Source organism: Sphingomonas aquatilis (assembly GCF_014196115.1).
GTDB lineage: Bacteria > Pseudomonadota > Alphaproteobacteria > Sphingomonadales > Sphingomonadaceae > Sphingomonas > Sphingomonas aquatilis.
Map to the genome: position 1 here is coordinate 1,026,022 of NZ_JACIDB010000001.1, position 25,477 is coordinate 1,051,498.

At 68.4% G+C, this 25,477-nt stretch carries 23 protein-coding genes and 2 pseudogenes; 15 read left to right on the forward strand and 10 right to left on the reverse strand.

The genetic code is table 11. The annotated features are described in order from the left end of the window. The first annotated feature begins 141 nt into the window (after nt 1-141). The gene (locus tag GGR47_RS04720) at nt 142-747 is read left to right on the forward strand and encodes a superoxide dismutase (protein WP_147037263.1); all 606 of its coding nucleotides are present in this window, start codon (nt 142-144) and stop codon (nt 745-747) included. A 152-nt stretch (nt 748-899) separates the two neighbouring features. Here the strand turns inward: GGR47_RS04720 and GGR47_RS04725 are convergent, their stop codons facing one another. The 3 genes from GGR47_RS04725 to mtaB all read right to left on the reverse strand — a co-directional run bounded on the left by GGR47_RS04725 (nt 900) and on the right by mtaB (nt 4,169). Beyond that, complete coding sequence (locus GGR47_RS04725; protein ID WP_147037453.1) at nt 900-1,571, reverse strand: septation protein A; 672 nt, start codon at nt 1,569-1,571, stop codon at nt 900-902. 259 nt (nt 1,572-1,830) lie between these two features. Next, nucleotides 1,831-2,769, reverse strand: a complete 939-nt coding sequence (gene ftsY / locus GGR47_RS04730) for a signal recognition particle-docking protein FtsY (RefSeq protein WP_147037452.1) — start codon at nt 2,767-2,769, stop codon at nt 1,831-1,833. Beyond that, on the reverse strand, nt 2,766-4,169 hold the full coding sequence (gene mtaB / locus GGR47_RS04735) for a tRNA (N(6)-L-threonylcarbamoyladenosine(37)-C(2))-methylthiotransferase MtaB (protein ID WP_183949441.1): 1,404 nt from the start codon (nt 4,167-4,169) through the stop codon (nt 2,766-2,768). Before mtaB ends, ftsY begins: the two co-directional genes overlap by 4 nt. On the opposite strand from mtaB, the gene GGR47_RS04740 reads away from it, so the two are divergent. From GGR47_RS04740 to rimM, 5 genes are all read left to right on the forward strand, one after another. Next, the gene (locus GGR47_RS04740; protein ID WP_371859754.1) at nt 4,168-4,743 is read left to right on the forward strand and encodes a DUF924 family protein; all 576 of its coding nucleotides are present in this window, start codon (nt 4,168-4,170) and stop codon (nt 4,741-4,743) included. The genes mtaB and GGR47_RS04740 overlap by 2 nt on opposite strands. Before the next feature lie 534 nt (nt 4,744-5,277). Beyond that, a complete protein-coding gene (gene ffh, locus GGR47_RS04745; RefSeq protein WP_017978249.1) occupies nt 5,278-6,774 on the forward strand; it encodes a signal recognition particle protein in 1,497 nt (498 codons plus the stop codon). 40 nt (nt 6,775-6,814) lie between these two features. Beyond that, entirely contained in the window at nt 6,815-7,228 is a 414-nt protein-coding gene (rpsP, locus tag GGR47_RS04750; protein ID WP_017978250.1) for a 30S ribosomal protein S16, read from the forward strand. A gap of 85 nt (nt 7,229-7,313) precedes the next feature. Next, a complete protein-coding gene (locus GGR47_RS04755; RefSeq protein WP_167509783.1) occupies nt 7,314-7,466 on the forward strand; it encodes a hypothetical protein in 153 nt (50 codons plus the stop codon). Beyond that, nucleotides 7,420-7,932 carry a ribosome maturation factor RimM gene (gene rimM, locus GGR47_RS04760; RefSeq protein WP_147037139.1) on the forward strand — a complete coding sequence of 171 codons (513 nt, stop codon included), beginning with the start codon at nt 7,420-7,422 and terminating at the stop codon, nt 7,930-7,932. The genes GGR47_RS04755 and rimM overlap by 47 nt, the downstream gene beginning before the upstream one ends. Before the next feature lie 153 nt (nt 7,933-8,085). On the opposite strand, the gene GGR47_RS04765 is transcribed toward rimM, so the two are convergent. Beyond that, nucleotides 8,086-9,033, reverse strand: coding sequence for an NAD(P)/FAD-dependent oxidoreductase (locus tag GGR47_RS04765; RefSeq protein ID WP_147037138.1), 948 nt, complete (start codon nt 9,031-9,033; stop codon nt 8,086-8,088). A gap of 32 nt (nt 9,034-9,065) precedes the next feature. On the opposite strand from GGR47_RS04765, the gene GGR47_RS04770 reads away from it, so the two are divergent. From GGR47_RS04770 to rplS, 4 genes are read left to right on the forward strand one after another with little or no spacing between them, the layout of a single operon-like run. Then, nucleotides 9,066-9,329: an AbrB/MazE/SpoVT family DNA-binding domain-containing protein gene (locus tag GGR47_RS04770; protein WP_147037137.1), complete on the forward strand. Its 264-nt coding sequence runs from the start codon at nt 9,066-9,068 to the stop codon at nt 9,327-9,329. Continuing rightward, nucleotides 9,326-9,703, forward strand: a complete 378-nt coding sequence (locus GGR47_RS04775) for a type II toxin-antitoxin system VapC family toxin (protein WP_147037136.1) — start codon at nt 9,326-9,328, stop codon at nt 9,701-9,703. Before GGR47_RS04770 ends, GGR47_RS04775 begins: the two co-directional genes overlap by 4 nt. Beyond that, complete coding sequence (gene trmD, locus GGR47_RS04780; protein ID WP_147037135.1) at nt 9,700-10,425, forward strand: tRNA (guanosine(37)-N1)-methyltransferase TrmD; 726 nt, start codon at nt 9,700-9,702, stop codon at nt 10,423-10,425. Before GGR47_RS04775 ends, trmD begins: the two co-directional genes overlap by 4 nt. A 4-nt stretch (nt 10,426-10,429) precedes the next feature. Further along, nucleotides 10,430-10,822 (forward strand): 50S ribosomal protein L19, encoded by a 393-nt coding sequence (gene rplS, locus GGR47_RS04785; protein WP_017978256.1) that lies wholly within the window; start codon nt 10,430-10,432, stop codon nt 10,820-10,822. A 253-nt stretch (nt 10,823-11,075) separates the two neighbouring features. Here rplS and GGR47_RS04790 read toward each other — a convergent pair whose 3' ends face one another. Next, complete coding sequence (locus GGR47_RS04790) at nt 11,076-11,954, reverse strand: LysR family transcriptional regulator (RefSeq protein WP_147037134.1); 879 nt, start codon at nt 11,952-11,954, stop codon at nt 11,076-11,078. A gap of 133 nt (nt 11,955-12,087) precedes the next feature. On the opposite strand from GGR47_RS04790, the gene GGR47_RS04795 reads away from it, so the two are divergent. Together GGR47_RS04795 and GGR47_RS04800 are read left to right on the forward strand one after the other, a co-directional pair. Further along, nucleotides 12,088-13,215 carry an isovaleryl-CoA dehydrogenase gene (locus tag GGR47_RS04795; RefSeq protein ID WP_147037141.1) on the forward strand — a complete coding sequence of 376 codons (1,128 nt, stop codon included), beginning with the start codon at nt 12,088-12,090 and terminating at the stop codon, nt 13,213-13,215. 151 nt (nt 13,216-13,366) lie between these two features. Next, the gene (locus GGR47_RS04800) at nt 13,367-14,962 is read left to right on the forward strand and encodes a carboxyl transferase domain-containing protein (RefSeq protein ID WP_147037471.1); all 1,596 of its coding nucleotides are present in this window, start codon (nt 13,367-13,369) and stop codon (nt 14,960-14,962) included. 14 nt (nt 14,963-14,976) lie between these two features. Here GGR47_RS04800 and GGR47_RS04805 read toward each other — a convergent pair whose 3' ends face one another. Next, nucleotides 14,977-15,393 (reverse strand): endonuclease domain-containing protein, encoded by a 417-nt coding sequence (locus GGR47_RS04805; protein ID WP_147037159.1) that lies wholly within the window; start codon nt 15,391-15,393, stop codon nt 14,977-14,979. Nucleotides 15,394-15,641: 248 nt separating this feature from the next. Here GGR47_RS04805 and GGR47_RS04810 point away from each other — a divergent pair, with 248 nt between their 5' ends. The 3 genes from GGR47_RS04810 (at nt 15,642) to GGR47_RS04820 (ending at nt 20,839) form a co-directional block, all read left to right on the forward strand. After that, on the forward strand, nt 15,642-17,651 hold the full coding sequence (locus GGR47_RS04810) for an acetyl-CoA carboxylase biotin carboxylase subunit (protein ID WP_147037158.1): 2,010 nt from the start codon (nt 15,642-15,644) through the stop codon (nt 17,649-17,651). After that, the gene (locus tag GGR47_RS04815; protein WP_147037157.1) at nt 17,651-18,103 is read left to right on the forward strand and encodes a MaoC family dehydratase; all 453 of its coding nucleotides are present in this window, start codon (nt 17,651-17,653) and stop codon (nt 18,101-18,103) included. Before GGR47_RS04810 ends, GGR47_RS04815 begins: the two co-directional genes overlap by 1 nt. A gap of 246 nt (nt 18,104-18,349) precedes the next feature. Continuing rightward, nucleotides 18,350-20,839, forward strand: coding sequence for a TonB-dependent receptor plug domain-containing protein (locus GGR47_RS04820; protein ID WP_147037156.1), 2,490 nt, complete (start codon nt 18,350-18,352; stop codon nt 20,837-20,839). 20 nt (nt 20,840-20,859) lie between these two features. Here GGR47_RS04820 and GGR47_RS04825 read toward each other — a convergent pair whose 3' ends face one another. The 4 genes and pseudogenes from GGR47_RS04825 to GGR47_RS04840 form a co-directional block, all read right to left on the reverse strand. Next, nucleotides 20,860-22,251, reverse strand: a complete 1,392-nt coding sequence (locus GGR47_RS04825; RefSeq protein ID WP_147037155.1) for an FAD/NAD(P)-binding protein — start codon at nt 22,249-22,251, stop codon at nt 20,860-20,862. Nucleotides 22,252-22,293: 42 nt separating this feature from the next. Continuing rightward, nucleotides 22,294-24,687, reverse strand: a complete 2,394-nt coding sequence (locus tag GGR47_RS04830; protein WP_244305263.1) for a DUF3772 domain-containing protein — start codon at nt 24,685-24,687, stop codon at nt 22,294-22,296. 244 nt (nt 24,688-24,931) lie between these two features. Next, nucleotides 24,932-25,063: pseudogene (locus GGR47_RS04835) on the reverse strand (SDR family oxidoreductase); the annotation flags it as partial. A gap of 169 nt (nt 25,064-25,232) precedes the next feature. Continuing rightward, a pseudogene (locus GGR47_RS04840) lies at nt 25,233-25,364 on the reverse strand (SDR family oxidoreductase); the annotation flags it as partial. Nucleotides 25,365-25,477: the final 113 nt, after the last annotated feature.

Genomic DNA, 25,477 nt, shown 5'->3' on the forward strand with positions numbered 1-25,477 from the left:
GTAAAAAGCGGGACCCCGGATCACGTCCGGAGTGACGGACGGAAAGCTCATCACGCTTGCGTAACGGCGCGGGAGCGTTAGGCCCGCTTCCGCGTTAACGCGGGGACGCAACGTCCCCACCTTTTGGAAGGAGCCTTTCCCATGGCATTCGAACTGCCGCCGCTGCCCTACGCTTATGACGCGCTGGAGCCGGTCATCTCGAAGGAGACGATGACCTTCCACCACGACAAGCATCACGCCGCCTACACGAACAAGCTGAACGAAGGCGTCGCCGCCGACCCGAAGCTGGAAGACAAGACTATCGAGGAGATCCTCGGCATGATCTCGTCGCTGCCCCCGCTGATCCGTAACAACGGTGGTGGCTTTTGGAACCACGATTTCTTCTGGAAGATCATGGGGCCGAAGGGTTCGACCCAGCCGTCGGGCGCGCTGAAGGACGCGATCGATGCCTATGGCGGCCTCGACAAGCTGAAGGAAGACTTCAACACCAAGGGCGCGGGCCAGTTCGGCTCGGGCTGGGCCTGGGTGATCAAGGATTCGTCGGGCGCGCTGAAGGTGACGTCGACGCCGAACCAGGACAATCCGCTGATGGACGATGCCAAGGAACCCGGCACGCCGATCCTGGGCAACGACGTGTGGGAACACGCCTATTACCTCACCTACATGAACGACCGCCCCGGCTATCTGAAGGCGTGGTGGGACGTGGTGAACTGGGACGAGGCCGGCAAGCGTTTCGACGCCGCGTAACGCCCAAAATTCCTCCCTCGCTTTAGCGGGGGAGGGGGACCGCCGGCGCAGCCGGTGGTGGAGGGGGGCGTCTCCGCGAACGCAAGGTTCGCCCTGTCCGCCCCCTCCGTCACCGCCTGCGGCGGCGCCACCTCCCCCTGGCGGGGGAGGACTTACTCCAGCGGGATATCCGCCTCCGGATTAGCCTCGGTGTTCAGCCCGTGCCGCAGCAGCATCGGGATATTCGCGAACGCGAACAGCAGGGTAAGCGGGATCGCGCCCCACAGCTTGAACCCGACCCAGAAATCCCAGTTGGTGTTGCGCCACACCGCTTCGTTCAGCGCGGCCATCACGACGAAGAACAGCGCCCAGTTGCGCGTCAGCTTGCGCCATCCTTCGGCCGTCAGCCCCGGATAGGCGGTGCCGAGCAGCCCCTCCAACAGCGGCCGGCCGGTCAGCAGGCCGAAGCCCAGCACGATCGCGAACATCGCATAGACGAAGGTCGGCTTCATCTGGATGAACTTGGGGTCGTGGAAATAGACGGTCAGCCCGCCGAACACGACAACGAACCCGCCCGAAATCCACAGCATCGGCGAGATGTGGCCGAGCTTGCGCTTCGACACGATCATCGCCGCGATGGTGGCGAGGACGAAGGCGGTGGTCGCGACGATCACCTTGGCGATCACCAGCGCGCCCGCGCGGTCGAGGTCGGACAGGAAGCCGGTGCTCGCGCCCACCAGCCGGATGGCGAGGGCAGCGGGGAACAGGAAATTGACCGCGAAGAACACGAGCAATGGCCCGTATTCGACGCCCAGCCGCACGCCGGGGGAGGATTTCTGGGTCATCTGAGTCACGCCGCGAGCTCCCCACCCGTCACCCCGGACGTGATCCGGGGTCCCGCTTCTTCTTTGAACCGCGCGGATAAGCGGGACCCCGGCTCAAGGCCGGGGTGACGGAGTACAGGCGACGTCACCGTCCCCTCCATCGGGATTCCCGCGGAGGCGGGAATCCAGACGGGCTGGCCTTGCAACTCCATCGCTGACGTTCGCCAATCTGGATTCCCGCCTTCGCGGGAATGACGAACGTGGAAGGCGACAGGCACCATCACTTCCGCCCCCCCGCATCGACACCGGCAATGATCCGCGCCACCTCGTTCGCGTCGAACGGGCGCAAATCGGTCATCCCTTCGCCCACGCCGATCGCATGGATCGGCAGGCCGTATTTCTCCGCCGCCGCGACCAGCACGCCGCCGCGCGCGGTGCCGTCGAGCTTGGTCATCACGAGGCCGGTAACGCCCGCCACTTCCTTGAACACTTCGATCTGCGACAGCGCATTCTGCCCCGTCGTCGCATCCAGCACGAGCACGACATCGTGCGGCGAGGCCGGGTTGATCCGCCCCAGCACGCGCCGGATCTTGGCGAGCTCGTCCATCAGCTCGCGCTTGTTCTGCAGGCGGCCGGCGGTGTCGACGATCAGCACGTCGATGCCCGTCTCGGTCGCCTTCTTCACCGCATCCCACACCACGCCCGCGGCATCGCCGCCTTCCGGCCCGGTGACGATCGGCACGCCGACCCGCTCCGCCCAGGTGGCGAGCTGGCCGATCGCGGCGGCGCGGAACGTATCGCCCGCGGCCAGCATCACGCCGTAATCCTGCTCCATCAGCAGGTGCGCCAGCTTGGCGATCGTCGTCGTCTTGCCCGATCCGTTGACGCCGATCACCAGGATCACCTGCGGCCGCGGGAAGGCCTCGATCTCGATCGGCTTGGCGACCTTGGCGAGCGCCTTCTCGACCTCCTCGGCGACGACCAGTCGGATGCCCAGCTCTTCCATGTTCCGCTCGAACGTGCCCTCGGCCAGGCGCGCGCGAATCTTGCCCGCGGTATCGGGGCCGAGGTCGGACGCGATCAGCGCCTCCTCCACCTCGTCCAGCGTCGCATCGTCCAGCCGCGCGCCGCCGAGGCCGGCAAGGTTGCCGACCAGCCGGTCGGACGTCTTCTTGAAGCCACCGAGCAGGCGCTCGTGCCAGGAGGGGGTGGTGCTCATGAAATCGTACCTAGCAGATGGGTGTCGGTTGCAGCGGTGATGCGGACTTGCACCACCTGTCCCGTTCGCGCTTCCATTACCGTTCGCCCTAAGCCTGTCGAAGGGCTGCTTTCCACACGCGCCACGCTTGCGGATAGTTGGGCTTCGACAGTGGACAGGTCGTCGAGGCCCCCGGCCTCGACTGGAACGTCCGGGGGACGTTCCACCTGTCCACCAGCCCGAACGGGGAGGGGGGCGCAGTCGGTCAGCAGCACCTCGGCGAAATTGCCGGCGTGGCCACGGGTTCCCGGCCGTTCGACCAGCACGTCCTGCACGCTGCCGGTAAGGCCCGCAAGCCAAGCCGCCCGGCGCCGGCCGGCGCTCGCGCGCAGCCGTTCGGCGCGGTCCTTGATCGCAGCGGGCGCGACCTGCGGCATGCGCGCGGCGGGGGTGCCGGCGCGCGGGGAATAGGGGAAGATATGGCCATGGACGATATCGGCATCGTCGATCAGTGCCAGCGTGTCGGCGAACATGGTCTCGTCCTCGGTCGGGAAGCCCGCGATCAGGTCCGCGCCGATCGCGATGTCGGGACGTGCCGCCTTCAGCCGCGCGACCATATCCACGGACTGTGCACGCGAATGCCGCCGCTTCATCCGCTTCAGGATCATGTCGCTGCCCGCCTGAAACGACAGATGCAGGTGCGGCATCACCCGCGCCTCGCTTGTCACCAGCTCGAACAGCCGATCGTCGATTTCGATCGAATCGAGCGACGACAGCCGCAGTCGGGGCAGCGCCGGGACATGCCGCAGGATGCGCTCGACCAGCAGGCCCAGCGTCGGCGCGCCGGGCAGATCGTGGCCATAGCTCGTCAGGTCGACGCCGGTCAGCACCACCTCGTGATGCCCCGCATCGACCAGGCCCGCGATCCGCTCCACCACCGCGCCCGCCGGCACCGATCGGCTGGGACCGCGGCCGAAGGGGATGGCGCAGAAGGTGCAGCGATGGTCGCAGCCGTTCTGCACCTCGACGAACGCGCGCGCATGGCCGGTGAAACTCGCGGCGAGGTGCGGCGCCGTCTCGCGCAACGCCATGATATCGCCGACGACGACGGGTTCCAGGCTCGCCCAGGCGGCGGGGTTCAGCTTTTCGCCATTGCCGATCACCCGGTCCACCTCCGCCATCGCGGCGAAGCCGGCGGGGTCGATCTGCGCCGCGCAGCCGGTGACGACGATCTCAGCATCCGGCCGGTCGCGCCGCGCCCGCCGCACCGCCTGGCGGCTCGCCTTCACCGCCGCATTGGTCACCGCGCAGGAATTGACGACCACGGTATCGCGCCCCGCCAGCAGGGCACGGATCGTTTCGCTCTCGGCGATGTTGAGACGGCAGCCGAGGGAGATGACCTCTGGCGCGGGAGCAGACATGACGCGCGATCTAGTGAGGGACGGCGCCCAAGTCCATGACATGGCGGCCGCGGTATTGGACTTCTGGTTCGGCCTGACCCAGGAACAGCATTTCGCCAAGGACGATGGCCTCGACCGGCAGATCGCCGACCGCTTCGGCGCGATGCGCGACGGCGTGCTGCGCGGCGATGCGGAGGGGTGGCGCGACGATCCCGACGCCTTGCTCGCCGCGATCATCCTGCTCGACCAATTCTCCCGCAACATTCATCGCGATACGGCGCAGGCGTTCGCGGCGGACGACCTCGCCGTCGAGCTGACGCTGGAGGCGATCGCCAAGGGCTGGGAAGGGCGCTTTCCCCCGGAACGGCGCGTGTTCCTGTATATGCCGCTGATGCACGCAGAGAATCTCGGCCTGCAGAACCTGTCGGTCGAGAAGTTCGAGGACCTGGGGCTGGCCGAGAACATCGCCTTCGCCAAGGACCACCGCGACGTCATCGCCCAATACGGCCGCTTCCCCAGCCGCAATGCCGCGCTGGGGCGGGAGTCGACCGAGGCGGAACAGACGTACCTCGCGCAGCCGGATGCGGGTTGGTAGAACCCCTCCTTCTTCGTCATCCCGGCGCACGCCGGGATCCATGGACACGGCAAGGCCAGCGTTGCGCACCCGCTCGAGATGCGTCGCAACCATGGATCCCGGCGTGCGCCGAGATGACGAAGGAGAGGGCGCGCGCCCGCCGAAAAAGCCCGTCATTCCCGCGAAGGCGGAAATCCAGGCTGGCAAACCTCACGCTTCCATCGCCGACGGCATAGGTTATGGATTCCCGCCTCCGCGGGAATGACGTGGATTGTGGGGCAGCGGCACCCCGCCACACCCACCCCTCTCGTCACCCCGGCCTTGAGCCGGGGTCCCGCTTCCTCCCCACGGCCGGCAAGTAGCGGGGCCCCGGATCAAGCCCGTGAGGACGCCGCCAAACCCCACCCCTTGCCACCACACCCCATTTCCCCTACACGCCCACCCACGTTCCACCACGGAATGCGATTGAGGACGCGCCCACGGGTGCACGCTGGCCGGCGAGGTTTCGCCCGCCGGCGTCTTTTGCGTTGTGTGGTATGATGAGGATTTGAGGCGATGTTCGACAGTCTGAGCGACCGGCTTGGCGGCGTATTCGACCGCCTCCGCGGCCGTGGCGCGCTGACCGAGGCCGATGTGCGGACCGCGATGCGCGAAGTGCGCGTCGCGCTGCTGGAGGCCGACGTCGCGCTGCCGGTCGCCCGTCAGTTCGTCGACAAGGTCACCGAGGAAGCGGTCGGCCAGAACGTCCTGCGCTCGGTCACGCCGGGGCAGCAGGTCGTCAAGATCGTCAACGACGCGCTGGTCGAGATGCTCGGCGCGGACGAGAGCGAGCTGAACCTGTCGGTCACGCCGCCCGCGGTCGTGATGATGGTCGGCCTGCAAGGCTCGGGCAAGACGACCAGCACCGCCAAGATCGCCAAGCGCCTGTCGGGCCGTGATCGCAAGAAGGTGCTGATGGCGTCGCTCGACGTCAATCGCCCGGCGGCGCAGGAACAGCTTGCGACGCTGGGCAAGCAGATCGACGTCGCGACGCTGCCGATCGTCGCCGGCCAGCAGCCGGTCGACATCGCCCGCCGCGCGCTCCAGTCGGCGAAGCTCCAGGGCTTCGACGTGCTGATGCTCGACACCGCCGGTCGTCTGCACGTCGATCAGGCGCTGATGGACGAGATGAAGGCGGTCGCGGACATCGCGACCCCGCAGGAAATCCTGCTCGTCGTCGACAGCCTGACCGGCCAGGACGCGGTCAACGTCGCGACCAACTTCTCCGAACAGGTGCCGCTGACCGGCGTCGTGCTGACCCGCATGGACGGCGATGCACGCGGCGGTGCGGCCCTCTCGATGCGCGCCGTCACCGGCAAGCCGATCAAGTTCGCCGGCACCGGCGAAAAGATGGATGCGCTCGAAGCGTTCCACCCGTCGCGCGTCGCCGGCCGCATCCTCGGCATGGGCGACGTCGTCAGCCTGGTCGAGCGCGCCGCGGAATCGATCCAGCAGGAAGATGCCGAGCGGATGACCGCGCGGCTCGCCAAGGGTCAGTTCGACATGAACGACCTGCGCGGCCAGCTGGCGCAGATGCGCCGCATGGGCGGCCTCGGTGCGCTTGCCGGCATGATGCCGGGCATGAAGAAGGCGCAGGGCGCGCTCGCGCAGGCGGGCGGCGACAAGGTGCTGATCCACATGGACGCGATGATCGGGTCGATGACCGTGAAGGAGCGCTCCAAGCCCGAACTGATCAATGCCAAGCGCAAGATCCGCATCGCCAAGGGATCGGGCACGACGGTGCAGGAGGTGAACAAGCTCCTGAAGATGCACCAGGAAATGTCCACCGCCATGAAGAAGATCAAGAAGATGGGCGGGCTGAAGGGCATGATGGCCATGCTCGGCAAGGGCGGCATGGGCGGCCTCGGCAACGCGCTCGGCGGCGCCGGCCTCGGCGAGATGATGGACAAGGCGGGCGGTGGCCTCCCCAAGGGCCTGCCCGGCCTCGGCGGCGGTCAGGACGGCATGCCCAAGCTGCCCCCCGGCTTCGAAAATCTTCTCAAGAAGAAATAACAGAACACCGTAACTGCCTTAGAACGAAGGACTATCTACCATGGCACTCAGCATTCGTCTGTCGCGCGGCGGCTCCAAGAAGCGCCCGTACTACCGCATCGTCGTCGCCGACGCCCGCAGCCCCCGCGACGGCAAGTTCATCGAGAAGATCGGCAACTACAACCCGCTGCTCGCCAAGGACGCCGAGAACCGCATCGTGCTCGACGCCGAGCGCGCCAAGTACTGGCTGTCGAACGGCGCGCAGCCGACCGACCGCGTCGCCCGCTTCCTCGATCAGGCCGGCGTGCGTGAGCGCGCGGCGCGCAACAACCCGAACAAGGGCAAGCCGGGCGAAAAGGCCACCGAGCGCGCCGAAGAGCGTGCCGAGAAGCTGAAGGCGCAGGAAGAAGCGGCCGCCGCCGCTGCCGCCGCCCCGGCGGAAGAGGCTCCGGCCGAAGAGACCACCGAGGCGTAAGCTTCGAGGCCGACCCTCCGATGCGCAGGCATCGAAGGTGAAACTGGTGCGTTGAGCCGTCCTTACCCGAGGAGGTTCACGCACCATGGCCATCGATCCCGATCCCCGCACCGCGCCCGACGAGACGTTCGAGGACGCTGCGGTGAACGCGCCCAACGAGGGCGTTTCCGCCACCGATCCCGCAGAAGGGGATGACGATGCCCCAGCAGGCACCGACGGATCACCCGACCAAGGCTGACGCGCCCGTCGTTCTCGCGGTCGTCATTGGCGCGCATGGCGTCAACGGCCAGGTGCGGCTCAAGGTCTTCGCCGAGGATTTCGGCACCTATAAGAGCTTCAACGGCGGCGCCTTGACGCTAAAGTTGACGCAGTCGGGCAACAACGGCCTGATCGCCCGCTTCGCCGAAGTCGCCGATCGCAACGCCGCCGAGGCCTTGCGCGGCACCGAACTCACCGTCCCCCGCTCGGCACTGCCGCCGCTGGGGGAGGGCGAATATTACCACGCCGATCTCATCGGCCTGGCTGCCGTGTCGACGACAGGCGAAGACTTGGGCCGCGTCGTGCTGGTCGAGAATTTCGGCGCGGGCGACGTGCTCGAAATCGAACGCGCCAATGGCAAGCGCTTCATGATCCCCATGAACGCCGACGCCGTGCCGGAGTGGAGCGCAAACGCGCTGACGGTAAACGCCGACTTCGTGGAGTAACGCTTCCCCAAACCCCCCGTCACCCCGGACTCGTTCCGGGGTCCACTGGGCCACGGGGGGTCGTTAGAGCCTCTAGCCGCCCCCCTCGCCGCGGAGTGGACCCCGGACCAAGTCCGGGGTGACGGCGCGAGGGTGGCCGCCGCCCCCATCACCTCACCGCCACAACCGCCCACGCTCCGCCAGCAAATTCCGGATCGTCGTCGCCGCCACGCCTGCTTCACCCATCGCATGGCTGATCTGGTCCAGCCCCTTCACCACGTCGCCCGCCGCAAACAGGCCGGCCACGCTGGTGCGCTGATGGTCGTCCACCTCAAGGCACCCTTCGTCGCTCGCCCGCGCGCCCGCCGCGATCGCCAGGTGCGACCGGATCCGCGACCCCAGCGCCGGATAGACGCTGTCGAACGCCATCCGCCCCTGCGCCGTATCCAGCGCGATCCGGTCGCCCTCGATCGCCCAGCCGCCGCACGGACCATCGACACGCGTAATGCCCGCCTCGTCCAGCTTCGCCGCGCAGGCCGCATCCAGCGCGTGCTCCGCCTCGGGCGCGATCAGCGTCACGTCGCGCGTATAGCCGCGCAGGAACAGTGCCTCGCGCATGCCATGGTCGCCGGTGCCGATCACGCCCACGCGCTTGTCGGTCACCTCATAACCGTCGCAGATCGGGCAATAGCGCATCAGCCCGCGCTCCAGCGCCGGGTCGTGCACCTCGGGCAGGATGTTGGGCCGATGATTGACCACCCCCGTCGCCAGCAAGACGGTGCGCGCGCGAAAGTCGCCATCGTCGGTGACGATGCGGAAATCGTCGCCCTCCGGCACAACCGCCGTGACCTTCTTCTCCTCGCGATACGCACCGTACTTTTCGGCCTGCTCGCGCATCAGCCGCAGCAGCTCCTTGCCCGCAATCCCCTCGGGATAGCCGGCGTGGTTGCGCGTGCATGGGATCATCGCCGCACGGCTCGACCCGCTGTCGAACAGCCGGATGGAGAGGTGAAAGCGCGCCAGATAGATCGCCGCGGTCAGCCCGGCCGGCCCCGCGCCGATGATGATGCAATCGTCCACGCCGTCGTCCCCTGAACCGTCGCCTTGCCCCACGTCCGTCATGTATATACATCCTGTCTATACGGAGGCATGGCATGGGTAACGAATATCGCGCCAAGGTGTTCAAATCAGGCAATTCCGTCGCACTGCGCCTGCCGAAGGCGCTCGGCCTGAAGGAAGGCGACGAGATGCTGCTGCGCGAAGAGCGGGGCAGTTTCATCGTCGAACCCGCGCCGGTCGTCCCGAAGAAGATCGACCTCACCGGCATCTACGGCTCGTGCCCGGGGATCAAGCCGGTGGAGCGGCTCGACATGGCGCCGCGCGAGCTGGATTGGGAAGGGAAGCTCCTTCGCCCATGACCGCGCCGCGCTTTCTGCTCGATACCAATATCCTCGTCTATCTCATTGCCGGCGAACGCGATCTGCTCCGGGATCGCGTCCAGCAGCACGAGCCGGGCACGATCGTGACGTCGACATTGTGCGTGGCTGAGGCGCTGTCCGGCATTACAGACGATGACCAGAAGGTCGCACTCGGTCGGCTGCTGACCGTCATCGAACCCTTACCCTTCGGTATGCCGGAAGCCCGGCGTTTTCCGGATGTGCCGTTCCGACGCGGCAAGCTCGATCGCTTCATCGCAGCCCACGCGTTGGCGACCGGCCTGACGATCGTCACCAACAACGAAGCCGACTTCGCCGACATCCCCGGCCTCCAAATCGAAAACTGGACCCAATGACCTTCGCTGCCACCGTCCTCACCCTCTACCCGGAGATGTTCCCCGGCCCGCTTGGCGTCTCGCTCGCCGGCCGCGCGCTACGGGAAGGGGGCTGGACCTGCGATCCCGTCCAGATCCGCGACTTCGCCACCGACAAGCACCGCTCGGTCGACGACACGCCCGCGGGCGGCGGCGCCGGCATGGTGTTGCGCGCCGACGTGCTGGCGGCGGCGGTGGACAGCGTCGCGGACGGTCGCCCGATCCTCGCCATGACCCCGCGCGGCGCACCGCTCACCCAGAGCCGCGTCCGCGCGCTCGCGAACGGCCCTGGCGTCATCATCCTGTGCGGCCGGTTCGAAGGCTTCGACGAACGCCTGTTCGACGGCCGCGAGATCGAGCAGGTCTCGATCGGCGACTACATATTGTCGGGCGGCGAGATGGGGGCGCTGGTGCTGCTCGACGCTTGCATTCGGCTGCGTCCCGGCGTAATGGGCGCGCCTTCCAGCGGGGATGACGAGAGCTTCGAAACGGGGCTGCTCGAATATCCGCAATATACCCGCCCCTATGAATGGGAAGGGCGCACGATCCCCGAAGTGCTGCGATCGGGGGATCATGCGAAGATCGCGGCCTGGCGGCAACACCAGGCAGAGGTCGATACACGGCTACGGAGGCCGGACCTTTGGGAGCGCCATGAGGGCGCTCGGGTCCAACCTCCCTCTGGCGCGCGGCGACGTAAGGACTGAAGTCATGAACCTCATTCAGCAGCTCGAAGCCGAGCAGATCGAAAAGCTGACCGCCAAGCGCGCGATCCCCGAATTCCGTCCCGGCGACACGCTGAAGGTCGGCGTGAAGGTCGTCGAAGGCGAGCGTACCCGCGTCCAGAACTACGAAGGCGTGTGCATCGCGCGGTCGAACAAGGGCATGGGTTCCTCGTTCACTGTCCGCAAGATCAGCTTCGGCGAGGGCGTCGAGCGCGTCTTCCCGCTCTATTCGCCGAACATCGATTCGATCGACGTCGTCCGCAAGGGCGCCGTGCGTCGCGCGAAGCTCTATTATCTGCGTGGCCGCACCGGCAAGTCGGCGCGTATCGCCGAACGCCGCGACACGCGCCCCGCGAAGGGCACCGCCGCCGCGGAGTAATTCCGGCAGCGTCGCGAGACATGGAAAGGGCGCGGGGGGCAACTCCCGCGCCCTTTTTCGTGCGTGGGCGTGGGGAAGGGGCTGGAATGCCCGGTCGCCGACGACCTTCGGATTAATCCGTCATTGCGAGCGTAGCGAAGCAATCCAGGGCGTCCTGGTCCGGCTCTGGATTGCTTCGCTACGCTCGCAATGACGGGTTCGACTGCGTCCGAGTCTAGCCGGCGGGTTCGTTTATCTTCCTGAGCGCCTGGCGTCAGGAATGCGCCTGCTCGCCGCCGCCCATCCCCACCACGAACGCCTGCCAAGCCTCGCTCGGCTCGAGCCGCGCCCTCGCCGCAGCCGGCACGCGCAGGCCCACCACGCGCGTCAGCTCGAACCCCGCCAGCGCCGGCATCGCCACGCCCGGCGTGCGCAGGCTGTACGGCATCACCGTGATCCCCAGCCCCGCCGCGACATAGGCGCCCGCGCGATCGTCGCTCACCGTCCGCGCCGCCATGAACGGGCGCACGCCGCGCGCGGTGAAGAAGCGGCTGACGAGCGGCAGCGCCTCGCACTGGCGCCGCACGATCATCGTCTCGCCCGCGATATCCTCCGCGGTCACACTGGCGCGGTGGGCGAGGGGGTGCGTCACCGCCATCGCCACGCCATAGCCCTCCTCGAACAACCGCACGTCATCCGCATCGCGCGCCACGCCGGGGCCGAGCAGCGCATCGATGCGGCCATGGTCCAGCTTGCCCTGCAACTCGCTCGTCCGCCCCTCGACGATCTCGATCCGCTCATCCGGCGCCGCGGCCCGCGCGGCCGCCAGCGCCGCGCCCAGCGCGATGGTGGAGACGGTCGGCGCCACCCCGATGCGGATGAGCCGATGCGGCGGCGTCGCCTGCACCGCGCGCTCGGCGGCGGCGAACTCCGCTTCGATCCGCCGGGCATGATCGACGAAGCGCGTCCCCGCGTCGGTCAATCGCACCCGCCGCCCGCTGCGATCGAATAGTTGCTGGCCAAGCAACGCCTCCAGCTTGGCGATCCCCGCCGACAGCGTCGGCTGCGTCACCCGCGCGCTGGCGGCGGCCGCGGAAAAGCTCCCCTGATCGACGACGCCCAGACAATAGCGGATCAGATAGCGGTCGATCATAGATGCCATCTATACGTCGCCGCGTCCGCTGTCGATTTTCCCTGGCGCCCGTGCCTGTGGTAGCAGGGGTGCAAAGACATAAGGAGCGGATGTGACACCCGATTTCGATTTCGCCCTCGGCGAGGCCGCGGACATGATCCGCGACTCGACGCAGCGCTTCGCCACCGACCGGATCGCGCCGCTCGCTGCCAGGATCGACGCCGACGACTGGTTCCCGCGCGACGAACTGTGGACCGCGATGGGCGAACTCGGCCTCCACGGCATCACCGTCGAGGAAGCCGACGGCGGCCTCGGCCTCGGCTATCTCGAACATGTCGTCGCGGTGGAGGAAGTCAGCCGCGCGTCGGCCTCGATCGGCCTCAGCTACGGCGCGCATTCGAACCTCTGCATCAACCAGATCCGCCGCTGGGCGAACGCGGAGCAAAAGGCGAAATACCTGCCCAAGCTCATCAGCGGCGAACACGTCGGCAGCCTCGCCATGTCCGAAGCGGGCGCGGGCAGCGACGTCGTCTCGATGAAGCTGCGCGCCGAGGCACGAGGAGACGGCTATGTCCTCAACGGCACCAAATTCTGGATCACCAACGCGGCCTACGCCGACACGCTCGTCGTCTATGCGAAGACGGGTGAGGGGTCGCGCGGCATCACCGCCTTCCTGATCGAAAAGGACATGCCCGGCTTCAGCATCGGGCAAAAGATCGACAAGATGGGCATGCGCGGCTCGCCGACCGCGGAACTCGTGTTCGACGATTGCTACGTGTCTGCCGAACAGATCATGGGGCCGCTCAACGGCGGCGTCGGCGTGCTGATGAGCGGCCTCGACTATGAGCGCGCGGTGCTCGCCGGCATCCAGCTCGGCATCATGCAGGCCTGCCTCGACGTCGTCGTGCCCTTCGTCCGCGATCGCAAGCAGTTCGGCCAGCCGATCGGCCAGTTCCAGTTGATGCAGGGCAAGATCGCCGACATGTACGTCGCGCTCAACTCGGCGCGCGCCTATGTCTATGCCGTCGCCAAGAGCTGCGACGCCGGCAAGACCACCCGCTTCGATGCCGCCGGCGCGATCCTGCTGGCGAGCGAAAATGCGGTGAAGGTCGCGCTCGAGGCGATCCAGGCACTGGGCGGCGCCGGCTATACCAAGGACTGGCCGGTCGAACGCTTCATGCGCGACGCCAAGCTGCTCGACATCGGCGCCGGCACCAACGAAATCCGCCGCATGCTGATCGGCCGCGAACTCATCGGCGCCGCGCCGAAGGTGGCGCAGTGAGGGCCTCCCAATTCCTCCCTGCGCGCAGCGCGGGGAAGGGGACCGCCGGTCGCAGACCGGTGGTGGAGGGGCCGGCGCAGCCGGTGCTTCGCACCGCCCCTCCACCACCGCTACGCGGCGGTCCCCCTCCCCAAGCAAGCTTGGGGAGGATCTGATGGGCCCCGTTCTCCCCACCACCGTCACCCGCGACGGCGAGGCCTTCGCCCGCAACGCCGCGCACAACCGCGCGCTCGCCGACCGCCTGCGCGCCGACGTCGCGACGGCGGGCCTCGGCGGCAATGCCAAATCGCGCGAGCGCCACACCGCCCGCGGCAAGCTGCTCCCCCGCAATCGCGTCGAACGCCTGCTCGATCCTGGCAGCGCCTTCCTCGAAATCGGCCAGCTCGCCGCCTACGGCCTCTATGACGATGACGTCCCCGGCGCCGGCATGATCGCCGGCATCGGCCGCGTGTCGGGCCGGCAGGTGATGATCGTCTGCAACGACGCGACGGTGAAGGGCGGCACCTACTTCCCGTTGACCGTGAAGAAGCACCTCCGCGCGCAGGAAATCGCGCAGGAAAATCGCCTGCCGTGCATCTACCTCGTCGACAGCGGCGGCGCCAACCTGCCGCATCAGGCGGAGGTGTTCCCCGACCGCGATCACTTCGGCCGCATCTTCTTCAATCAGGCGAACATGTCGGCGCTCGGCATCCCGCAGATCGCCTGTGTCATGGGCAGCTGCACCGCGGGCGGCGCCTATGTCCCCGCCATGTCCGACGAGACGATCATCGTCCGCGGCCAGGGCACGATCTTCCTCGCCGGCCCGCCGCTGGTGAAGGCCGCGACGGGAGAGGTCATCAGCGCCGAAGACTTAGGCGGTGCCGACACGCACGGCCGCCGCTCGGGCGTCGTCGACCACGTTGCCGAAAACGACGACCACGCGCTGTCGATCGTCCGCGACATCGTCGCGACGCTGCCCGAACAGACCGGCCCGCAGATCGCGCCGGCCCGCGCCCCGCTCTACCCGGCGGAGGACCTCTACGGCCTGATCCCCGACGACGTCCGCGCCCCCTATGACGTCCACGAGGTGATCGCGCGCCTGGTCGACGGCTCCGAATTCCACGAATTCAAGGCGCTGTACGGCGCGTCGCTGGTCTGCGGCTTCGCCACCATCCACGGCCTGCCCGTCGCGATCCTCGCCAACAACGGCGTGCTGTTCAGCGAAAGCGCGCAAAAGGGCGCGCATTTCATCGAGCTCGCCTGCCAGCGCAAAATCCCGCTGCTGTTCCTCCAGAACATTTCGGGTTTCATGGTCGGTGGCAAGTATGAGGCGGAAGGCATCGCCAAACATGGCGCAAAGCTCGTCACCGCCGTCGCCACCGCGAGCGTGCCGAAGATCACCATCCTGATCGGCGGCAGCTTCGGCGCGGGCAATTACGGCATGTGCGGCCGCGCCTATTCGCCCCGCTTCCTGTTCACCTGGCCCAACAGCCGGATCAGCGTGATGGGCGGCGAACAGGCGGCCAGCGTCCTCGCCACCGTCCACCGCGACGCGGACAGTTGGACGCCCGATCAGGCCGAAGCCTTCAAGGCCCCCGTCCGCGCCAAATACGAAGACGAGGGCAACCCCTGGTACGCCACCGCGCGCCTGTGGGACGACGGCATCATCGACCCCGCGCAGACCCGCGACGTCCTCGGCCTCAGCCTCGCAGCCTGCCTCAACGCCCCCATCCCGGAGCGCCCCAGCTTCGGCGTGTTCCGGATGTGATCGGCGGGACCCGCCTATTCCTCCCCAAGCGCCGCTTGGGGAGGGGGACCGCCGGCCGCAGGCCGGTGGTGGAGGGGCATGCGCACCTGTGCGGCCGCCACCACCAGCCGGACGACGTCCTCCAGATCGCGGAGCACCTCGCGTGCAGACACCCGCAACGTCTCGATCCCATAGGCCGGCAGCATCGCATCCCGCCGCTCGTCACGCTCCGGCCGATCGCCGCGATCATGCGCCTCGCCATCGACCTCGACCGCCAGCCGCGCCGCCGCGCAATAGAAATCCAGTACGAACGGCCCCGCCGGATGCTGCCGTCTGAACTTCAAACCCGAAGGCCGCGCGCGCAAGGTCGCCCACAACGCCACCTCAGGCACCGTCATCGTGCGGCGCAACTGGCGCGCGTGGCGCACTGTCCTTCCCGGCTTGTCGAGCATCGCGCAGGCCCCTCCACCATGCTTCGCATGGTCCCCCTCCCCGAGACAAGCTCGGGGAGGATAGGGCGAGGCCCGATGGCGCTGTCCTACACGCCATCAAATATGGTAAGGGGAACGTGCATGGCCGCGCTCCTCGCTTCGCCCTCGCACACCCCGGTACGTTCCTCGCCCCCGCAGCCCCCGGTGTCCGGGACACGACGTACCCTCCACTTCGTCCACTTCCAGCAACACTTCCCCCGGAGCGCCCCGTGATCGAATCGCTGCTCATCGCCAATCGCGGCGAGATCGCCTGCCGCATCATCCGCACCGCACGCGGCCTCGGCATCCGCACGATCGCGGTCCATTCCGATGCCGATGCGACCGCGCTCCACGTCCGCGAGGCCGACGAAGCCGTCGCGATCGGCGGCCCGCGCCCGGCCGAAAGCTATCTGATCGGCGAGCGCATCATCGCCGCGGCCAAGGCCACCGGCGCACAGGCGATCCACCCCGGCTACGGTTTCTTGAGCGAAAATGCCGACTTCGCGCAGGCGGTGCAGGACGCCGGCCTGATCTGGGTCGGTCCCAATCCCGACAGCATCCGCGCAATGGGCCTGAAGGACGCTGCCAAGGCGCGCATGATCGCCGCCGGCGTGCCCGTCACGCCCGGCTACCTCGGCGAAGACCAGTCGCCCGATCGCCTCCGGTCTGAGGCCGACGCGATCGGCTATCCCGTCCTCATCAAGGCGGTGGCGGGCGGCGGCGGCAAGGGCATGCGCCGCGTCGACGATGCCGCCGATTTCGCCGAAGCGCTCGCCAGCTGCCAGCGCGAGGCGGCGGCCTCGTTCGGCGACGACCGCGTCCTGCTCGAAAAATACGTGCTGAGCCCGCGCCATATCGAGGTGCAGGTCTTCGGCGACAGCCACGGTAACGTCGTCCATCTGTTCGAACGCGACTGCTCGCTCCAGCGCCGCCACCAGAAGGTGATCGAGGAAGCCCCCGCGCCCGGCATGGACGCCGCCACCCGCGAAACGGTCTGCGCCGCCGCCGTCCGCGCCGCGCAGGCGGTCGACTATGTCGGCGCCGGCACGATCGAATTCATCGCCGACGCCAGCGAGGGCCTGAACGCCGATCGCATCTGGTTCATGGAGATGAACACCCGCCTGCAGGTCGAACATCCGGTGACTGAGATGATCACCGGCCAGGACCTCGTCGAATGGCAGCTGCGCGTCGCCAGCGGCGAGCCGCTGCCCTGCCGTCAGGACCAATTGGCGATCCACGGCCACGCGATGGAAGCACGCCTCTACGCCGAGGATCCCGCCAAGGGCTTCCTGCCCAGCATCGGCCGCCTCGACGCCTTCGATCTTGGCGACACCGTGCGCGTCGATACCGGCGTCGAACAGGGCGCCACGATCACCCCCTATTACGATCCGATGATCGCCAAGGTGATCGCCCATGGCGACACCCGTGAAGAGGCGCGCGAAACGCTTGCCGACGCGCTGGACGCCGCAATCGTCTGGCCGCTGCGCAGCAATGCGGGCTTCCTCGTCGAGGCGCTCGACCACCCCGCCTTCGTCGCCGCGACCCTCGACACCGGCCTCATCGCCCGCGAAGGCGACGCGCTGATGCCGCCCGCGCTGCCCAGCGAAGAGGTGCTGGTCGAAGCCGCCCAGGCGCTCGCCGGCCCGCAGCCGGTGCCGGGCTTCCGCCTCAACGCCGCGCCGCGCCAGATCGCGATGCTGTCGGTGGCGGGGGAGCCGGTGGAGGTGGACTTCAGCCACCCCGCCTCACCCCCGTTCGCCCTGAGCCAATCCCACATCCAGTTCGGGCTGAGCCAACCCCACACTCCGTTCGCCCTGAGCCTGTCGAAGGGCGGGGTGCCACAAACGCAGGCATCCCCTGCGGCAACCCGGGCTTCGACAGGCTCAGCCCGAACGGATGTTGGGGCGGCTCACCGAGGTACGGCCCCCGACCGCCTCCTCGTCACCGAAGGCGGCCAAACGTGGGAAATCACCCCCTATCGCGCCGCCGCCGCCGCGGCCGGCGGGGCAGGGGACGGCGCGATCCTCTCCCCCATGCCGGGCCGCATCATCGCGGTCGACGTCACCGCCGGCCAATCCGTCACCAAGGGCCAGCGCCTCGTCACGCTGGAGGCGATGAAGATGGAACACAGCCTCACCGCCCCCTTCGACGGCGTGGTCGCAGACCTCACCGCCACGCCCGAGGCGCAGGTGCCCGAAGGCACGCTGCTTGTCCGCATCGAACCGCAGGGAGAGCAATAATGGCCGGCCGCTTCTACGACGAATGGCAGGTCGGCGACCGCCTGACGCACGACATCCGCCGTACCGTGACCGAGACGGACAACCTCCTGTTCTCGACCATGACCCACAACCCGCAGCCGCTGCACCTCGACGCCGAAGCGGCGAAGGCGAGCGAGTTCGGCCAGATCCTCGTCAACGGCACCTTCACCTTCGCGCTGATGGTCGGCCTGTCGGTCGGCGACACGACGCTCGGTACGCTGGTCGCGAACCTCGGCTACGACAAACTGGTGATGCCCAAGCCGGTGTTCATCGGCGACACGCTCCGCGCCGAAACCGAAGTCGTGGAACTGCGCGACAGCAAGTCCCGCCTCGACGCCGGCCTCGTCACCTTCCGCCACGTCCTCCTCAACCAGCGCGACGAACCGGTGTGCCAGTGCCTGCGGAAGGCGCTGCTCAAGCGGAAGGGGGCGTAACGCCTTCCCACCCATATCGTCACCCCGGACTAGTTCCGGGGTCCACCGGGCCGCAAGGGAACGGCAAGAGGCTCCAGCCACCCCCCTCGCCGCGAAGTGGACCCCGGACCAAGTCCGGGGTGACGAAGGAAGAGGAGAACCCCTACCGCACCGCAGCAAAGTTTTTCTTGCGGTTCATCCACCGGATCGATGGGCTATCCCGCCCCATCCGCTACCCAGCGCAACGATTCCAAAAGGGGCTGAACCGTGACCATCATCAGCGAACTCCTCGCCGCCGCCAGCGCCGCAGCGCTTGCTCAGGCTGCTCCGCAAACCGCACCACAGACCGAAGCCGCCCAGTCGGCCCCCGTCGCCGACGCCGCCTCAACGGCTGATGCCAATAATCCAGATGGGGGCCAGGACATCATCGTCACCGGCACCCGCGCCACCGGCCGCAGCCGCCTCGACAGCGTCGCTCCGGTCGACGTGCTGAGCGGCGCCAGCCTGCAGCGGCAGGGCACCACCGAACTCGCGACCGCGCTCGCCACCGTCGCCCCGTCGATCAACTTCCCGCGGCCTTCCGCTAACGACGCGACCGATGCGATCCGCCCAGCGACGCTGCGCGGCCTGTCGCCCGACCAGACGCTGGTGCTCATCAACGGTATCCGCGGCCACACCTCCGCCAACCTCAACACCAACGGCACCGTGGGCCGCGGTTCGGCGGCGGTCGACCTCAACACCATCCCGACGGTGGCGCTCGACCGGATCGAGGTGCTGCGCGACGGCGCCTCGGCGCAGTACGGCTCGGACGCGATTGCCGGCGTCGTCAACCTCCGCCTTCGCGAAGCCCGCTCGGGCGGCGGCGCGCAGGTCAATTACGGCTTCTACGACACGCAGGTTGATACGGCACGCGGCAGCCGCCACGTCACCGGCGAACACACCGTCACTGCCTCGGCCTGGCAGGGCATCGGCTTCGGCAGCGACGGCTTCGTCACCGTCTCGGGCGAATATCTGAAGCGCCAGCCGACCAACCGCGCCGACTTCGATCCGCGCGTGACGCCGACCCGCGTCACCGGCCGCTATGGCGACCCGGAGGTCGAACAGTTCACCGGCTTCGTCAACGCCGGCACCTCGCTGACCGACAACCTGAAGCTGTATGCGTTCGGCGGCTATCAGGACCGCGACACCCGCGGCGCGGCCTTCCCGCGCGTCCGCGCCGACAATGCCAGCGCTGCGACCATCACCCAGCTGACGCTTGCCGGCTATCCCAACGGCTTCCTGCCGATCATCAATACCAAGTCGAAGGATATCAATTCGGCGGTCGGCCTGCGCGGCACCGTGTCGGACTTCGACGTCGACCTGTCGCTGAGCTACGGCCGCAACACCGTCGACTTCCGCACGCTCAATTCGGCAAACTACGCCTATGGGTCGAGCACCCCGCGCAACTTCTACGACGGTGCGGTCGCCTACGACCAGTACGTGGCGGGCCTCGACGTCACCCGCAAGTTCGACGTCTTCCAGTCGCTGAACGTCGCCTTCGGCATCGAGGGGCGCCGCGAAGGCTATAAGATCACGCCGGGCGAGCGCGCCTCCTACGATTACCCTGCCGGTGCGACCGATGCGGTCGCCGGGTCGGCACCGGGCGCGCAGGGCTTCGGCGGCTTCGCCCCCCGCAACGCCACCAAGCGCAACCGCCGCAGCGGCAGCGTCTACCTCGACCTCGAAGCGCAGCTGACCGATGCACTGCTGATCGGCCTCGCCGGCCGCGCGGAGGATTATTCGGACTTCGGCAGCACCGCCAACGGCAAGTTCTCGGCCCGCTACGACGTCGCGCCCTGGTTCGCGCTGCGCGGCACCATCTCCACCGGCTTCCGTGCGCCGTCGCTGCAGCAGCAATATTTCACCCAGGTCGCTTCGGTCGTCACCAACGGCGTGCCGATCCTGACCGGCACCTATCCCTCGGTCAGCCCGGTCGGCACAGCGCTTGGCGGCCTGCCGCTCGAACCCGAAAAGTCCACCAACATCTCGCTCGGCACCGTCATCCGCGCCGGCGGCTTTGACCTCACCGTCGACGCCTATTCGATCCGCATCCGCAACCAGATCGGCCTGTCGGAGAACATTACGCAGAGCGCGTCACAATCGGCCGCGGTCAATGCCGAGATCGCGCGCTTGCTCGCCAGCACCAATACCGGGGCAACGGCGGCACGCTTCTTCATCAACGGCCTCGCCTCGACCACGAAGGGCATCGACGCCGTCGCGCACTATCGCTGGCGCACGGAGAGCGCGGGCGCGTTCGACTTCACGCTGGCCGGCAATATCAACAAGATCGACGTCACCCGCGTCCCCACCTCGACCGCGACGCTCAACCCGGCGCCGACCTTGTTCGCACGCAGCCGTATCCTGACGCTGGAACAGGGCACGCCGGGCGAGAAGATCACCGGCACGATCGACTGGTCGCTCGACAAGCTCGGCGCGCTCGCCCGCGTCACCTATTACGGCGACGTCAATCAGCCGGGCACGCTGGCGAGCGGCACCGCCGACGTCCACACCGGTCAGCATGCGATCACCGATTTCGAGCTGCGCTATTCGGCCCCCAAGGGCGCGCAGATCGGCCTCGGCGTCAGCAATTTGTTCGACGTCTATCCCGATCGCCAGATCGCCGCGAACAACTCCACCGGCGTGCTGGGCTTCCCCTATTATTCGCCGTTCGGGTTCAACGGCCGCTACCTGTACGCCCGCGTCGGCATCAACTGGTAAATCGGGAGCGGCGGGGGACGTTACAGTCCCTCGCCACCCACCCATTGCGCATGCGCGAACCGCCGCGCGAGCGTCCAGTTCTGCTGTCGGATATCGGGCACCGCCACGACCTCCCACAGGTCGCCACGGGTCATCGGTCCGATGCAGAACAGCCGGTCGTCGACCGTCCCGTCGGCATGGATCACCTGCGACTGGTGGTCGACGTCCAGCCCGATGCGCAAACTGTCGGGGCGGGCCAACCCCGCGGCGATCAGCTGCCGCAGCAGCGGCTCTTCCGACCGCAGCAGATCCCCCTGCGGCCCGGTGCAATTGACGATCCGCCGCGCCGACGTGGTTTCGGTTCCCTCGCTGCCCCGCGGCCGCCACGTCAGTGACGCGCTATCGCCGTCCGCCTCGGCCCCGACGATCCGCCCCGCCACGAACCGCAGCCGCCCCTCCGCGACCAGCGCATCGATCTTCGCCGCGATCGAGGGCGCCAGCCGATGCCGATGCACGTCCCAATACGGCCGCACATGCCGCAGGAACCGCGCCCGCGTCGCCGCATCCGCCGCGCCCCACATCAGCTGCGTGACGGGGCGCAACTCGTCCACCGCGGCGCGCCATCCGATCGCTTCGGCCCGGGTCCGCACATGGCGGACGAGCGCCGACAGCGTCCCCGCCGGCTTCTCGCGCAGCCCCGGCTGCCCCGGCAGGTCGGCATGCGCCCGCGGCGACAGACCGCGCCGCGACAGCGCGAGGATCTTGCCGCGGAACCCCGCCGCCTCCAGCGTCAGCGCCGCATCGATCGCGGTCAGCCCGCTGCCGATCAACACCACGCGATCGGCGTCGGTCAGCTCCGCCGCAATGTTGCCCGCCCAAGGATCGGACAGATAGCAGCCCGCCGGCAGCGCCGCCGGATCGAGTCCGCCCGGCGTATGCGGCGGCAGGTTGCCCAGCGCCAGCACTGCCGCATCCGCGGCAATCGCCTCGCCGCTCTGCAGCGACAGCGTCACGCCCGCGCCACTGCGGTCGATCGCACACACCTCGCCCTCGACCAGCGCGATCCGCCCCGGATGTGCCGCCATCGCCGCGTCGAGCAACCCGCGCAGATAGCGCCCATAGATGCGCCGCGAGACGAAGGTCTTGGCATCGCCCAGTCCCTCCGCCTCCAACCAGCGCACGAAGTGGCCGGGATCGTCGGGCAACGCGCTCATGTTGCCGGCGCGCACGTTCAGCAGATGCTCGGCATGCGCCGCGCTATAGGCGACGCCGCGCGCCATCTGATGGGGGCGCCGCTCGATCAGCGTCGCGCGCGGCCCTTCGTGGCGCAGCAGGTTGATCGCGAACAGCGTCCCCGAAAAGCCGCCGCCGACGATGACGACGTGCTCGTGGCTCGACGGCGGGGCGGGCGGGCAGTCCGGCAGGCTGGTCATGGGGCGGAGCGCTATCCCCTTCGCCGGTGCCGGGCAAGCCGGTCAGGGCGCGCTGGGCTCGGCCGCGGCCGGTTCGGGGGCGGGGAGTGCGGACACCAGCTCCAGCTTCTGCGGCACGGTGCCGAGCTCGATCCCCGCCTCGCGCATCCGCCGCAGTAGGACGATCAGCACGTTGCTGCGGGCGCTATATGCCGCGCGCGGGCTTTCGACATGCGCGAAGCAATTGAAGCGCACGCGCCCGTCGGCGATCCCGTCGATGAACGCCTTGGCCTCGGGCGTATCCAGGATCGCCGGTTCCGCCGCGAACGTCTCCAGCACCAGTTCGCGCACGCGATCGGCATCCGCCTCGATCGGCACGGTGAATTGCACCTGGATCCGCCCCAGCGGCGCGCCCAGCGTCTTGTTGAGCACCGATTTCGTGATCAGCTCCGAATTGGGGACGATCAGCGTCGAATGGTCGGCAAGCTCGATCTCGGTCGAGCGGACGTTGATCCGCTTCACGTCGCCCTCGTCGGTGCCGACGCGGATCAGGTCGCCGATCTTGATCGGCCGCTCGGCGAGCAGGATCAGGCCGGATACGAAGTTGGACGTGATCGCCTGCAACCCGAAACCGATACCGACCGACAGCGCCGACAGCAGCAGCGCGATCCGCTCCATCCCGATGCCGAGCGAGGCGAGCGACCAAATGACCGCCAGCGCGATGCCCACGTAACGCGCGACCAGCCGGATCGAATTGCGCACGCTGCCGTCGAGGTCGGTGGTCGGCAGATAGCGCTGGTCGAGCCAGCCCATGAACTGCCGCACCAGGAACAGACCAATCGCCAGCACGGCGATGAAGCGCAGGATGCTGCCCGGCGAAATCGCGATGCCGCCGATCTGCACGCCGCGCGCAAGCCCGCTCAGCCGGTCGAGTACCGATCCGAAGCCCGCCCCGAACGGATACAGCACCAGCCCCAGCGCGATGGCGAGGATCGCCAGCCGCAATGCGGCGGACAGCAGCACGCCGAACTGGTCCACCGCGCTGCCGCCCACGCCAACACCGTGGCGCAATGTCGTGCCGACGCGGCTGTCGCGCTGGAACAGGCTGGTCGCGACATCGTCGATGACGATCATCAGCAGATAGGTGCAGATGCCGAGCAGCGTCGCCCACAGCACGAACTGCAACACCGTCGCCGCCAGCCCGATATAGCCCGCCAGCAGCGCCAGCCCCGCGCCCGTGACGACCAGCCACAGCGCCACCGTCGCCGCGCCCACGCCGACGCTGGTCGCCGCCTCCTGCGCATCCGCGCCATTCGCCGCAGCGCGCGCACGCAGCCGCCCGATCACCAGCAGCGTGCCGCCGATCAGCAGCAGATTGGCGATCGCCTCCGCCACCTGCGACGCCAGCAGTACGGGCGGGCTGGCGCCGATCGCGGTGTTGAACGCATCCAGCAGGATGACGACGAAGGTCAGCGCGGCAAACACCCACACCGTCGGACGCAGCGCGGTCGCGACCGCATCGGTCAGCGGCACCACCCGCCACGACGGCTGACGCGCCATCAGGAAGGCAGCGCCCGCCGCGGCGGTGAAGCCTGAAAAGCCCGCAGCGCCGATCAGCGCGTCGGCCAGCTGGCTCCAGGCGGGGGCGATTAGCGCCGCCCAGCGCAACCCCTGTATGAGCACGAATGCGGCGGCGGTCGGCATGGCCGTGCCGATCAGCACCCGCCACATCGCATTGGCCGATCGGCGCACGCGGTGGCCCGGCGCGTCGCTGACCAGATAGCGCTGGCCGATCCCGCGCAGCCGCTGCCGCACGGGGAACAGCAGCAGCAGCGCCAGCATCGCGCCGAGCAGCGCGGTCCACGGCTTGCCCGCGCGCAGCGCGACATCGCCCTGCGACCATTCGCGCCGCATCAGCGTCGCGACCCGGCGCGCATCGCGCGGCATCGCGGAGAGCAGCTCCTCCCAGAATGCGGGTGAGACGGGGGAGGGCGACCGGACCGAGATACGCTGCCCGATCTCCGCCGCCTGCGCCTCGTCGATCTCGGCGACCAGCTGCCCCGCCTCCACCGCGATCAGCTGCCCGCGCTTCACCTTCGAATCGAGCGCATCGCGCGCCTGCGCCAGCGCCTTGCGTTCGGCGCGGATGTCGGGCGCCTCGATGACGCCAGCGGCGGGCGGCCCCAGCCCGGCGATCCGGGCATCGACCAGCGCGAGCTGCCCGCGCAGCTGATCCGCCGCATCGCGCGCATCGCTCTGCGCAGCGAGCGCCCGCGTGCGCAGGTCGGCACGGCCGGCCCGATCGACCTTGCCATCAAGCGCCGAATCGACCGCGGCAAGGTCAGTCTCCGCCCCGGCGAGTTCGCGGCTCGCGGTGTCGATGGGCGAGGGTTGCGCCAGCGCCGGCATCGCTAGGGCAAGCAGCAGCATCGCCCATGTCTGCGCCACCGCCCTCATCACCCTGCCCAAGCCGCCAGCTCCCATGCGTTGCGAAGCCCGCTGCCTAGTCGAAGAGGGGGCGGAAAGTCACGCGGGGAGGGGCAATGGCAGCCCCACCCACACCGTCACCCCGGACTTGTTCCGGGGTCCACCGGGCCGCAGGGGGGCGGCTGGCCTCTTGCCGCCCCCCTAGCCGCGGAGTGGACTCCGGACCAAGTCCGGGGTGACGAAGGCAAACGAACAGACCGTCACCCCAAACCCCTCACCGCCAGCCGGCATCCACCCAACAATTACGCCCCGTACACATCTTCGCATCATCCGATGCCAGAAACAGCACCAGCGCCGCCACGTCCTCAGGGAGAATGCGCCCGTCCAGGCACTGGCCCGCACCGATCGGGGTAAGAGGACGGCCACGCCACCCATACCGTCACCCCGGACTTGGTCCGGGGTCCACCGGGCTGCAGGGGGTCGGCTGGCCTCTTGCCGTCCCCTAGCCGCGGCGTGGAGCACGGACCAAGTCCGGGGTGACGAACGGAAACGAACAGGCCGTCACCCCAACCCCCTCACCGCCAGCCGGCATCCACCCAGTAATTATGTCCCGTACACATCTTCGCATCATCCGACGCCAGGAACAGCACCAGCGCCGCGACGTCCTCGGGCAGGATGCGCTCGTCCAGGCACTGGCCCGCACCGATCGGGGTAAGAGGACGGCAGCCCCACCCACACCGTCACCCCGGACTTGTTCCGGGGTCCACCGGGCCGCAGGGGGTCGGCTGGCCTCTTGCCGTCCCCCTAGCCGCGGCGTGGA